Origin of the sequence: Thalassolituus sp. UBA2590, assembly GCF_002339775.1 — a bacterium.
Lineage (GTDB): Bacteria > Pseudomonadota > Gammaproteobacteria > Pseudomonadales > Oceanobacteraceae > Thalassolituus.
The window spans coordinates 31,119-43,059 of record NZ_DDKU01000064.1; the positions used below are offsets into that span (position 1 = coordinate 31,119).

An 11,941-nucleotide genomic window follows, 5' to 3' on the forward strand; every position below is an offset into this window, starting at 1 on the left:
AGACACCTGTTTATCAGTTCGCTACGGTGATTTAAGCCACAACTTACTTAACCCTGTCTTTAAGACACCCCCGGCCACGCGTAAAATTTGGCATAGAGATACCTTCAACTGGAAAGTCTGGCCACGTCTAATAGACTCAACAAAACAACATCTACAACAAACATAAACCAACGCAGGTGTATCGTATGACTACTACAGCAACCGCTACTGCCCCAACTGGCAAGGTACGCATGACTGCAGGTGAGCGTGCAGGTATTCCGCCGCGCCGTATGGATTTCGAATTTTCTGAAGATTCCAAGCGCTACTGGTACGCGGACAACTCATTCCTGACGACTTTCTGGACAACACTGTCTTCACTGTTCCCGGAAGGCGAAACTTTCTTCGTTGATTCCGTGAAGAACTACCGTCACGAAATCAAAGACCAGCTTTTGAAAGACCAGGTGTCAGGCTTCATCGGTCAGGAAGCTATGCACTCGAAAGAGCACGCTGCTTTCAACGACATCGCTGAGCGCAATGGTCTGCCAGCTAACACGCTGGATAAAGAGCTGGGCATGCTGTTCAAGCTTGGTCGCAAAATTCTGCCTAAGAAGCTTCAGCTGGCTATCACGGTAGCGCTTGAACACTACACAGCAATTCTTGCTGAGCAGCTGCTGCGTGACGAGCGTCACCAGGAGAACATTCAGGATCCAGAAGCTCTGAAGCTGTGGATGTGGCACGCGCTGGAAGAAAACGAACACAAGATTGTTGCGTATGATGTATACGAGACAATCGGTGGCGGTTACTTCACCCGTGTATTCGCAATGCTGGTTTCAACCATCTTTTTCTTCACGATTGTTGGCCAGGGTCACATCCGCCTGATGTGGGCAGACCGCAGCCTGTTCAAACTGAAGGATAACCTGAAAGGCATCTGGTTCCTTTGGGGCTGGAAAGGTCTCTTCCCACAGTTGTTCTTCAAGTACATGGACTACTTCCGTCCGGGCTTCCACCCGAACGACCACGACACCGTTCAGCTGCTGGACGACTGGCGTGAAAAAATGCTGCAGGAGGGTGGTATTCTGGCTGACCAGATCAAAAACCCTTCTCACGTTCGCACAACGGCTGCTTAATCAGCCGACAGGCAACGGAACATTCCGTTCTTGTCAGAGGGCCGCATCAGCGGCCCTTTTTTATTGCCGCAAAGGTAGAACCTGAGTACCATTGCGGCCAGTTTTTATCCGCTTTTCTTTGAACGGACCGCTCTTTAATATGCATTGCCCTTTCTGCGCACATCCGGAAACCAAAGTCATAGACTCACGTCTCGTGGCTGACGGTGAACAAATCCGTCGGCGCCGGGAATGCATTCTCTGTGGTGAACGCTTCACCACCTTCGAAACTGCCGAGCTCGTTATGCCGCGAGTGATCAAGCAGGACGGAAAGCGTGAACCTTTTGACGAAGATAAGCTTCGTTCAGGCATCCAGCGCGCACTCGAAAAACGCCCTGTCAGCATCGAATCGATTGAGGCGGCCATCACTCATATCAAACAGAAACTCAGAGCCACTGGCGAACGCGAAGTCGCCAGCCGAGACGTAGGGGAATGGGTGATGGACGAGCTGCGCTCGCTGGATGAGGTCGCCTTCGTCCGTTTTGCATCGGTTTATCGCAGCTTCAAAGACCTGGAAGAGTTTCGTGCCGAAATCGAACGGATCAGTTTGAAAGCGGCTTCTCCTGCCGTCGTTAAGGCTGTCGGGAATTCAACGCTCGTCTCTTCAGAATCTTCAGAGACCGGAACTGATGACCCTGGTAGTGAGAAATCATCATGAGCCGCATTTTACCCAGTGATCTGGAATGGATGGCTGACGCCCTCCGACTCGCAAAGAAAGGTCTGTGCACGACCAGCCCTAACCCCCGAGTTGGCTGCGTTATTGTCAAAGACGGCGTCAAAGTCGGAGAAGGCTGGCACCAGAAAGCCGGCGAGCCGCACGCCGAAGTTCATGCACTGCGCGTTGCCGGTGATGAGGCACGCGGCGCTACGGCTTACGTTACGCTAGAGCCTTGCAGCCACTATGGCCGAACGCCTCCATGCGCAGAAGGACTGATTAAGGCCGGCGTTGCCAGAGTCGTTGGCGCAGTCCGGGACCCTAACCCGAGCGTTGCCGGGCGCGGATACGAGATGCTCAGACAAGCAGGCATTGAGGTTGTCGAGTCGTGTCTCGAAGCTGAAGCAACTGCGATCAATGCTGGATTTATGAAACGTATGCGCACAGGTTTGCCGTATGTGCGGATAAAGCTTGCGATGAGTCTCGACGGACGTACCGCGATGGCATCCGGTGAAAGCCAGTGGATTACAGGCAGTGCAGCCCGGCGGGATGTTCAGGCGCTCAGAGCCCAAAGCTGCGCAGTTATTACCGGGGCCGATAGCGTCATCATCGATAACCCGTCCATGACGGTGCGCCCTGATGAGGCGGGCCTGGATATCCCAGAAGATCTGCGCCGGCAACCTCTGCGAATCATCGTAGACGGTGCTCACCGTGTCAGTAACGAGGCTACGATCTTCGACAAGCCCGGAGAGATTCTGATTGCTGCCCGTACACCTCCAGCATCACCCATTCACCGCGATATTAGTCTTGGGGCGCTGAGTTATTGGGCTGGCGAACGTGATGATCACACTGACATCGACGCTCTGTTGCGTCACCTTGCGACTCAGGGCAACAATGAAGTACTGATCGAAAGCGGAGCGAAACTCGCGGGTGCCTTTGTCAGTGCAGGCCTCGTCGACGAACTTATCGTATACTGCGCGCCAACATTACTCGGAAGTGACGCGCGGCCACTGCTATCATTGCCACTCAGTGAGATGAATCAGCAGATCCGCTGGCAATGGCAGGACGTTCGCATGATCGGCAATGACCTGCGGCTGACTCTACACCCCGATACTTCTGAAGCAGCAAAGAAGGCCTGACGTGTTTACCGGTATTATTGAAGCAGTGGGCAAAATAGCCAGTACCCGATCTGAACAAGGCGACCTGCGCCTGCGGATCAATACGGGCAACCTCAACCTGAGCGACGTAAAGCTCGGCGACAGCATTGCAACCAATGGTGTCTGCCTGACCGTCGTTGCCGCCCATGCCGATGGCTTTGAAGCCGATGTATCACGGGAGTCTCTGGCTCACACACGTATAGCGCAATGGGCACCGGGCACACGCGTGAACCTTGAGAAAGCGATGCTGCCTACGACCCGTATGGGCGGCCATATTGTCAGCGGTCATGTCGACGGCGTTGGTGTTGTCCGCGGACGCAAAGCTGATGCGCGCTCAATCCGCTTTGACATTGAAGTGCCGGCCGACTTGCGTCGCTACATAGCCGCTAAAGGCTCAGTGACCGTGGATGGCGTCAGCCTGACGACCAACGCGCTGACTGCAACGGGGTTTGAATTAAACATTGTGCCGCATACGGCGCAGGAAACGACTCTGGCCGACCTGGAAGCCGGAGCAGAAGTGCACCTCGAGGTAGATGTAATTGCTCGATACCTCGAGCAGCTTCTGGGACAAAAAACACACGATGAAAGTCGCCTGACACCAGCGTTTCTCGCTGAGAATGGCTTCTGGAAATAACCGGGAAGTATTATGGCTCTGAACAGTATCGAAGAAATTATTGCCGATATCCGCGATGGTAAGATGGTTATCCTGATGGATGACGAAGATCGCGAAAACGAAGGCGATATCATTGTAGCGTCCGAGAAAGTCACCCCCGACATCATCAACTTTATGGCAACAGAGGCGCGTGGTCTGATCTGCCTGACTCTGACGGGTGAACGCTGTGACTATCTGGGTCTGCCATCGATGGTTGCGGGCAACGGTGCTAAGTTCTCTACCCCCTTCACCGTCTCTATCGAAGCGGCAGAAGGCGTTACCACTGGTATTTCAGCAGCAGACCGTGCAGCAACTATCCTCGCCGCTGTAAACCCGATGGGCAAGCCAGATGACATCGTCCAGCCAGGTCATATCTTCCCACTGCGAGCGCGCCCGGGCGGTGTACTGAGCCGTGCTGGTCATACCGAAGCAGGCTGCGACCTCGCTCGCCTGGCTGGCCTGATTCCATCGGCAGCCATTGTTGAAGTCATGAACGCCGATGGCACCATGGCCCGCCGCCCTGACCTCGAAGTCTTCGCAGAAAAACACGGCCTGAAAATCGGCACTATTGCTGACCTGATTCAGTACCGTATGGCCAACGAGAAAACCATTGAAGTCGTCTCTGAAGACAAAGCTCATACTGAGTTTGGTGACTTTAATCTCATTACCTTCCGCGACACGATTCAGAACGAAACGCATCTTGCCCTGACGATGGGTGATATCCAGCCGGAAGAGCCAACTCTGGTTCGCGTTCAGACCAATAATATGATCCGCGACGTACTGGGTCTGCGCTCCTGCGAATCTGGCAGCTGGTCTTCGACGGCAGCCCTGGAGCATATTGCGAGAGAAGGTAAAGGCGTACTGGTTCTGCTCTCAGCAGATCAGAAAGAAGACGTCAGCGCTTCTCTTGATAACTTTTTTGGCCGCGCCAAGCCTATGCGCAGCCCGAACACAGACAGCAGCGGTGCCTTCCTGACGATCGGCACTGGCTCTCAGATTCTGCGCGAACTGAACGTCCGTAAGATGAGACTGCTCAGCTCTGAAATGAAATACAGTGGCATCTCAGGTTTCGATCTCGAAATCACCGAATATCTGCCATTCAGCGAATAAATGACCGACAGGAAATCATTATGAAACACATCCGTACAATCGAAGGGAATCTGACCCCGAACGACGGCAAGTACGCCATCGTAGTTGGCCGCTGGAACGCCTTTGTTGTTGAAAGCCTGCTTGAAGGTGCTGTCGACTCTCTTACACGCCATGGCGTTGAAGCAGACAACATCACCATTATCCGTGCACCGGGCGCTGTAGAAATTCCGCTGGTCGTGAAAAAAGCAGCAGCGTCTGGCAAATACGATGCGGTCATCGCATTGGGTGCTGTTATTCGTGGTGGTACGCCGCACTTTGAGTTTGTTGCTGGCGAATGCTCGAAAGGCCTGGCGTCTGTCATGATGGAATACGATATCCCGGTTGCTTTCGGTGTTCTCACTGTCGACACCATTGAACAAGCCATCGAACGCTCTGGTACCAAGGCAGGTAACAAGGGTGAAGAAGCAGCAATGTCAGCCTTTGAAATGGTTGCACTGCTCAAAGCAATGGAGGCGTAAGGACAATGTCCCGAGCTTCTGGCCATCAGAAATCCAGCCCAGCTGCGCGCCGTAAGGCGCGCCGCTTTGCATTGCAGGCACTGTATCAATGGCAAGTGTCTGGTAGCGGTCTTGGCGACATCGAAGCCGAATTCCGCACTGACAACGACATGAGCAAAGTGGATGACGAGTATTTCCACGATATTCTTCATGGCGTGCCCAAAGAAAAGAGTGTACTGGACGAAAAAATTCAGCCGTTCCTGGATCGTCGCATCGATGAGCTGACTCCAGTAGAACTGGCGATTCTTCGCTTAGGCGCCTTTGAAATGTGCCACCGTATTGATGTGCCTTACAAGGTCGTCATTAACGAGGCCATTGAGCTGGCGAAGACCTTCGGCGCTACCGATGGTCACAAATACGTTAACGGTGTTCTGGATAAGCTGGCACAACGTGAGCGTATGGTGGAAATCCGCGGCGGCAAAGGCTGACTTTTGGCGCGGTCCTCAGAGTTTGACCTGATCCGCGACTGTTTTTCTACCGGTTACCCGGCAGCGAGCGACTTGCTGCTGGGTATTGGTGACGACTGCTCCCTGATCACCCCCCCTGCCGATATGGAACTCGCCCAGAGCATTGATACTCAGGTTGCGGGTGTGCATTTTCCTGCTGATGCTCCGCCTGGCCTGATTGCTGGCCGTGCACTGCGCTGCGCCACCAGCGACCTTGCTGCTATGGGCGCTGTACCGCAAGGCTTTCATCTCGCCCTGACACTGAACAACAGCGAAGACTGGTTTCTCCGTGACCTTGCTGCTGGCCTACGCCTCACAGCTAATACGTTAAATATGCCGTTGTTAGGCGGTGATACTACGTACGGTGAACACCTGACCATTACCATTGCTGTGCAAGGCTGGCTGCCACGAGGGCTGGGCTTAAGACGCGATGCTGCGCGTCCGGGCCAGGACATCTGGCTCACCGGCAAGGTCGGAGGAGCAGCACTGATACTCGACGACGTCCTCCGAGACCCGACAAGAGACGATCAGGACACAGCCCCCTACTATCACCCCAGAGTTCACCTGTCTTTCGGGCACCTGCTGCTGAGTCTGGCCACGACCGCCATCGATATCTCAGACGGACTGATTCAGGATACCCGCCACATAGCGAATGCTTCCGGTGTCGTGATGAATCTGGATGCCGAGAAGATACCTACTGCAGTCAATGGGGAACATCCGCGCTGGCATGAATGTCTGACCGGTGGTGACGATTACCAGCTACTGTTTACCGCACCCGCCGATGCCCGCGAGCGCATTGAAGCCTGCGCATTAACGGCAGGATTACGCGAGTGCCGGATCGTAGGTAACGTCACTGCCGGCGACGCAGATGTCTGCGTCCACAAAAATAATGAATTACTGGTATTCAGCAAAGAAGGGTACACCCACTTCCGAAGTTGATACTGCTCTGAGATTCACACAGGACGATTGCCATGAATACTCACAACAGATTCCTTGCCGTACTGGGCACATTTCTTTTTACCATCAGCATGAGCGCCCCGGCACTCAGTGACAGCGCTTATATTGACGTCAGCGGTCAGGGGGAACTGGATGTTTATCCGGATTTCCTGACGCTTTCCGTTGAACTCAGTGCGACAGAAAAAGACGTCGTACGCGCAAAAAACAAAGTCGATGATGCTTTCGCGCAACTATCGAAAGTCGCAGAGGAACACGGCATTGCCGAAGACGATATCGAATCAGTCCGCATCAGCAATTACCCTCAATGGGAATATCAGGGCAATGGCAAACGCGAACTGATCGGTCACCGTGTTATTCGCCCTGTTACCATTACCCTTCGTACGCTGGATAAATACGGCCCGTTTCTTGAAGAAGTCCTGATCGACGAGCGCTACCGTATTCAGAACACCAGCCTTGGTTTTGATAAGCCCGCAGAGCACGAGAGCAAAGCCCGCCGCCTGGCCCTGCTGGATGCCAAAGCTAAAGCGGAAGAAATGGCGGCCACTCTGGGGCAGAAAGTGACTGGCGTGCTCTGGATTCAGGAGCAGGCTGCACACTTCCCTCAGCCAGTTATGATGATGGAAAGCGCCCCGATGATGCGGTCTGCCAAAGCAGACAGCGGCAGCGGTATGAAAATTCAGGAGCAGACCATCAGCCAGCAGGTTCAGGTCCGTTTCGAGATGGAAGAAGACTGACAGAGCGAGCGAAATACCAGAGATGAACGAAGCACCCGAGATACAACCGGGTCGCTACCGCCACTACAAGGGTAGCGACTATGAAGTGTTTGGGCTGGTCCGACACAGTGAAACAGAAGAATGGCTGGTACATTACCGCACGCTGTACGGTGACTTCAGCCACTGGGTACGCCCCCTGACCATGTTCACAGAACAGGTGACGACGGCCGAAGGGTCACAACCGCGCTTTCGTTACATCGGCGTTTACAGCGGAGACGTCGAGTGACCCCTGCCGTAAACGCCGCGAAAAAAGGCGGCATAACATATGAGCTGCTTGAATACAGCCATGATGCTAACGCTGAAAGCTACGGTCTTGAAGCGGCTGAGAAACTCGGGCTGCCCCCAGACAGTGTTTTCAAAACATTGTTGGTCAGCCTGAGTGGCCATAAAAGCACGTTAGCTGTCGCAGTACTTCCCGTCTCAAACACCCTGAGTCTGAAATCCATCGCTAAAGCCGTGGGGGCAAAGAAAGCCGAAATGGCCGATCCTAAAGTCGCTGAGCGCACCACCGGATACGTCGTAGGAGGCATCAGCCCTCTCGGGCAAAAAAAAGCGCTTCCGACTGTGATTGACGCCTCAGCACAGGCTCTGCCACGCATTCATATCAGCGCAGGGCGCCGCGGGCTGGAAATTGCGTTACATGCAGACGATCTGGCGACATTGAGCAGAGGCATTTTCGCTAAAATTACGGCAGAATAGGCCTTTTACATCAAGGCACTCTAGGCTGTTCATGAACGCCCTGCGATTAATTCCGGTTTTACTTGTCCCCCTGCTGTTCACTCTGGCTGGCTGCGCGCCCCTGGACTATCAGGCCGTTCAGCTCGATTCACCCGAACAGCCTGCTCAGACCGATGGCTACATCAACAAAGAAGTCAGCGAAGGCGTGCATGTTATTGAAGTGCGCCACGAGAGCTTACCTGCCATGATGCTGACCAAAGAACGGACCCTGAGTAATCTTAAAGATATCTGGCACCGTCGGGCCTCAGAGCTCTGCAAGAAAGGTTACCAGGGAGAGCCAGAAATCATCCGCCCGGATGAAGCCAGAACAGACGAGTTCTATTGCACACTCAATGTCTGCCAGAAATACTTACTGGCCTCAGGCGTTGCCTATTGCAAAGCGACTTACGAACTCTGATCTGACTCAGTCAGTGCCTGAGGGTCCATCAGAGACTCTAACTCTTCGCGGCTCAGATCCGTCATCTCTGCCGCAACATCCAACACCGGACGCCCTTGTTGATACGCAGCCTTGGCTACCTCAGCCGCCTTCAGATAACCAATAACAGGATTAAGCGCTGTCACCAGTACCGGATTTTTTGCCAAAGGTTCAGTCACCGATGTTTCACGTACCGTAAAGCCAAGAATTGCATCGTCGGCCAGGCTGGTCGCAGAGCGACTCATTAGCTGCATGCTGTCGAGCAACCTGCTCGCAAACAAGGGCAGCATCACGTTCAGTTCAAAGTTACCGGACTGCCCAGCCACGGTAATTGTTGTATCGTTACCCATCACCTGAGCACAGGCCATCGCGACGGCTTCCGGAATCACCGGGTTCACCTTACCGGGCATAATGGATGAACCGGGTTGCAGAGCGGGCAGTTCAATCTCGCCCAACCCTGCAAGAGGCCCTGAGTTCATCCAGCGCAGATCATTCGCTATCTTCATCAAAGCGACGGCAAGAGTCTTCAGGGCGCCAGACACCGCCACCACAACATCCTGCGCTCCCATGCCCGCAAAGCGACTGTTCGCCGGATAGAAACCCTGCTCTGCCGAACTGCTGAAATCAGCGCTTATATCGCTGCTCAGATAAGCATTCAGATAACGACATACACTTTCAGCAAAATCATCATCGGCGTTCACGCCGGTACCAACAGCAGTACCACCAATCACCAGACTCTGTAATTTACTACCAGCGTCTTCAAGATTACGCATGGCGTGTTCGATCTGTGCCGACCATCCACCTAACACCTGATCGAAACGTACGGGCATCGCGTCCATCAGATGCGTACGCCCGGTTTTCGTAATATGAGCAAGCGATGCCGCCTTCTGTTCCAGAACTTCAACAAGATGAGAGAGCGCCGGCAACAGCTCTTCTGACAGTGCAATAAAGCCCGACACGTGCAAGGCGGAAGGAATCACATCATTACTGCTCTGGCTCGCGTTGACATGATCATTAGGCGAGACCTCAGAGCCAAGTGAACGCGACGCCAGTGCTGCGATCACCTCGTTCGCGTTCATATTTGAACTGGTGCCCGACCCCGTCTGGAAAATATCGACGGGGAAATGGCTTATTAATGCTGGATCACTCAGTAACTGATCGACGGCTTCGACAATGGCAGTAGCCCTATCGGAATCCAGCTTCTCCAAAGAGAGGTTCGCTTCTGCCGTTGCCCGCTTCAGCATAAGAAGTGCACGAATAAAACGTTCAGGCATTGGCAGGCCTGAAATAGAAAAGTTATCAATCGCTCTTTGAGTCTGCGCGCCGTACAAAGCATCGGCAGGCACCGGCACTTCGCCCATGCTGTCACGTTCGGTCCTGAATTGAGAGGCCATGTTACTGCTCCGTTTTAAATATAGAGTTTTGTCTGTCTACAGGCTGAGGAGTTCAATTGACGGAGTCGAGACTATCCCGGGCTTCGAGTACTCTGGCAAAGTTCTCTTCAATCCAGTCAGCGAGTGCCATCACTTTTTCGGAAACCTCTTCGCCCATTGGCGTCAGGCTGTACTCGACAAAAGGCGGAACGACCGGATGGGATACCCGGCTGACGAAGCCATCTTTAACAAGAGCCTGAAGTGTCTGAGCCAACATCTTCTCGCTGACGCCATCAATTTTTCGGCGCAGCTCGCTGAAACGGTGTGTGCCGGTACGCAAACCAATCAGCACCAGAACGCCCCAACGACTCGACACATGATTCAGAACATCCCTTGACGGACAGGGGGCTGCAAAGAGATCTCCGCGTTCGAAGCGTTCTGATAGCTTCGGCGACTTTTTTGTTTCTGAAGGTCCACTCATCATACTTACCTTTTGGTGCGTACTTACTAAAAGTAAGTATAGCGTCTAAAGTGGTTTCATCACACAACGAAAGCACATACGGAGTACATACAATGATTGCAATCACCGGAGCCTCAGGCCAACTCGGACGCCTTGTTATCGATGAACTGCTCACGACAACACCTGCATCAGAAATAACCGCACTGGTAAGAACCCCAGAAAGTATCAGTGATCTCGCTGAGCGCGGGATCACCGTCCGCCAGGCTGATTACAATGAACCAGGCACGTTGATCGAAGCCCTCAAAGGCATTAAAAAATTATTGCTGATTTCTTCAAGTGAGGTGGGACAACGTGCCCAGCAACATCAGAATGTCATTAACGCTGCGAAAGAAAATGGCATAGGGCTGATTGCCTACACCAGTATTCTGCACGCCGATACCTCGCCCCTCGGGCTTGCCGAAGAACACCGTGCCACCGAAGCCATACTATCGGAATCTGGCATTCCGTTCGCCCTGCTGCGCAATGGCTGGTACAGCGAAAACTACACAGCAGGCATTCCCGCAGCGCTTCAGCTGGGCACACTCTACGGCTGTGCGGGCGATGGTCTGATCGCGTCTGCAGCCCGAGCAGACTACGCCGCTGCTGCTGCGAAAGTAATTACCCTGAACAATCAGGGTGGCAAAATTTATGAACTGTCTGGCGATAAAGCCTACACACTCGCAGAGCTGGCGGCGGAGATCAGCCAACAAACCAGGAAAGAAATCGGTTACGTCAACCTTCCTGAAGCCGACTATGCATCAGCCCTTGAGCAAGCTGGCTTACCTGCACCACTGGCACATATGCTTGCTGATTCAGACACGGGGGCTTCACAGGGAGGTTTATACGATAAAAGCCAGACGCTGAGCGGACTCATTAGCCGACCAACGACCCCGATCGCAGAGTCAGTGAAAAAGGCTGTTTAACAGTGAATTAAAATACCTGATTGGCGCACTGCCTAAGAGTAGATTTCTATTCATACGATCTGCAAAAAATAAAAAAGCCGCTACACATATGTGCAGCGGCTTTTTAATATGCCTGCCTGTTAATTTATTAAGCAGTTTTATTCTTCTTACGGTTCTGGTTTGCCTGTAGCTTCATAACTGACACGATGACTTTCTGGTACCAGGAACCCATGGTACGAACCATCAGGTCAAACGCAACGGCATCAGGGCCAATCAGTACACGACGCTTATTTTTCTTAACGCCATTGATGATGGTTTTTGCTGCTTTGTCAGGCGTGGTAATGAACAGACGCTCGAATTCAGCTTTAGACGCATCCGCATCCGCACCAGTGATTTCAGACGACTTCTCGTTAAAACGAGTCGACTGAGCAATATTGGTTTTGATACCACCTGGGTGTACACAGGTAGTACTTACACAAGAACCTGCAATATCCAGATCCTGACGCAGAGATTCGGTCAGAGCGCGTACCGCGAACTTAGATGCGTTGTAGCCGCTCATCAGGGGCTGAGACGCCAGACCGAAGAT

16 protein-coding genes are annotated in these 11,941 nt (G+C 53.1%); 13 read left to right on the forward strand and 3 right to left on the reverse strand.

The genetic code is table 11. From position 1 onward, the window contains the following. Positions 1–185: 185 nt before the first annotated feature. The 12 genes from B2067_RS05710 to B2067_RS05765 all read left to right on the forward strand — a co-directional run bounded on the left by B2067_RS05710 (position 186) and on the right by B2067_RS05765 (position 8,563). Positions 186–1,106: a metal-dependent hydrolase gene (locus B2067_RS05710; RefSeq protein WP_301387761.1), complete on the forward strand. Its 921-nt coding sequence runs from the start codon at positions 186–188 to the stop codon at positions 1,104–1,106. Positions 1,107–1,245: 139 nt separating this feature from the next. After that, complete coding sequence (gene nrdR / locus B2067_RS05715; protein ID WP_301387762.1) at positions 1,246–1,800, forward strand: transcriptional regulator NrdR; 555 nt, start codon at positions 1,246–1,248, stop codon at positions 1,798–1,800. Further along, positions 1,797–2,936 (forward strand): bifunctional diaminohydroxyphosphoribosylaminopyrimidine deaminase/5-amino-6-(5-phosphoribosylamino)uracil reductase RibD, encoded by a 1,140-nt coding sequence (gene ribD / locus B2067_RS05720; RefSeq protein WP_301387763.1) that lies wholly within the window; start codon positions 1,797–1,799, stop codon positions 2,934–2,936. Before nrdR ends, ribD begins: the two co-directional genes overlap by 4 nt. A 1-nt stretch (position 2,937) precedes the next feature. Further along, positions 2,938–3,588, forward strand: coding sequence for a riboflavin synthase (locus B2067_RS05725; RefSeq protein WP_301387764.1), 651 nt, complete (start codon positions 2,938–2,940; stop codon positions 3,586–3,588). A 12-nt stretch (positions 3,589–3,600) separates the two neighbouring features. Beyond that, positions 3,601–4,716 carry a bifunctional 3,4-dihydroxy-2-butanone-4-phosphate synthase/GTP cyclohydrolase II gene (gene ribBA / locus B2067_RS05730; protein WP_297530965.1) on the forward strand — a complete coding sequence of 372 codons (1,116 nt, stop codon included), beginning with the start codon at positions 3,601–3,603 and terminating at the stop codon, positions 4,714–4,716. A gap of 20 nt (positions 4,717–4,736) precedes the next feature. Next, positions 4,737–5,213, forward strand: coding sequence for a 6,7-dimethyl-8-ribityllumazine synthase (gene ribE, locus B2067_RS05735; RefSeq protein ID WP_297530964.1), 477 nt, complete (start codon positions 4,737–4,739; stop codon positions 5,211–5,213). 5 nt (positions 5,214–5,218) lie between these two features. Next, the gene (nusB, locus tag B2067_RS05740) at positions 5,219–5,680 is read left to right on the forward strand and encodes a transcription antitermination factor NusB (RefSeq protein ID WP_068444007.1); all 462 of its coding nucleotides are present in this window, start codon (positions 5,219–5,221) and stop codon (positions 5,678–5,680) included. A 3-nt stretch (positions 5,681–5,683) separates the two neighbouring features. Beyond that, positions 5,684–6,637: a thiamine-phosphate kinase gene (gene thiL / locus B2067_RS05745; RefSeq protein ID WP_301387765.1), complete on the forward strand. Its 954-nt coding sequence runs from the start codon at positions 5,684–5,686 to the stop codon at positions 6,635–6,637. A gap of 32 nt (positions 6,638–6,669) precedes the next feature. Then, positions 6,670–7,389 (forward strand): SIMPL domain-containing protein, encoded by a 720-nt coding sequence (locus B2067_RS05750; RefSeq protein WP_076515627.1) that lies wholly within the window; start codon positions 6,670–6,672, stop codon positions 7,387–7,389. Between the two features lie 22 nt (positions 7,390–7,411). Continuing rightward, positions 7,412–7,654 (forward strand): DUF1653 domain-containing protein, encoded by a 243-nt coding sequence (locus B2067_RS05755; RefSeq protein WP_076515629.1) that lies wholly within the window; start codon positions 7,412–7,414, stop codon positions 7,652–7,654. After that, entirely contained in the window at positions 7,651–8,127 is a 477-nt protein-coding gene (ybaK, locus tag B2067_RS05760; protein WP_068441419.1) for a Cys-tRNA(Pro) deacylase, read from the forward strand. Before B2067_RS05755 ends, ybaK begins: the two co-directional genes overlap by 4 nt. A gap of 31 nt (positions 8,128–8,158) precedes the next feature. Beyond that, complete coding sequence (locus tag B2067_RS05765) at positions 8,159–8,563, forward strand: hypothetical protein (protein ID WP_076515631.1); 405 nt, start codon at positions 8,159–8,161, stop codon at positions 8,561–8,563. Here the strand turns inward: B2067_RS05765 and B2067_RS05770 are convergent. Both B2067_RS05770 and B2067_RS05775 read right to left on the reverse strand, forming a co-directional pair. Beyond that, entirely contained in the window at positions 8,551–9,975 is a 1,425-nt protein-coding gene (locus B2067_RS05770; RefSeq protein WP_301387766.1) for a class II fumarate hydratase, read from the reverse strand. The genes B2067_RS05765 and B2067_RS05770 overlap by 13 nt on opposite strands. A 52-nt stretch (positions 9,976–10,027) precedes the next feature. Then, positions 10,028–10,435 (reverse strand): winged helix-turn-helix transcriptional regulator, encoded by a 408-nt coding sequence (locus tag B2067_RS05775; RefSeq protein WP_076515635.1) that lies wholly within the window; start codon positions 10,433–10,435, stop codon positions 10,028–10,030. 92 nt (positions 10,436–10,527) lie between these two features. Between B2067_RS05775 and B2067_RS05780 the strand changes: the two genes are divergently transcribed. After that, positions 10,528–11,376, forward strand: a complete 849-nt coding sequence (locus B2067_RS05780; protein WP_301387767.1) for an SDR family oxidoreductase — start codon at positions 10,528–10,530, stop codon at positions 11,374–11,376. 127 nt (positions 11,377–11,503) lie between these two features. On the opposite strand, the gene B2067_RS05785 is transcribed toward B2067_RS05780, so the two are convergent. Continuing rightward, on the reverse strand, positions 11,504–11,941 hold a 438-nt coding region (locus B2067_RS05785), incomplete at its 5' end, for an SDR family NAD(P)-dependent oxidoreductase (protein WP_301387768.1).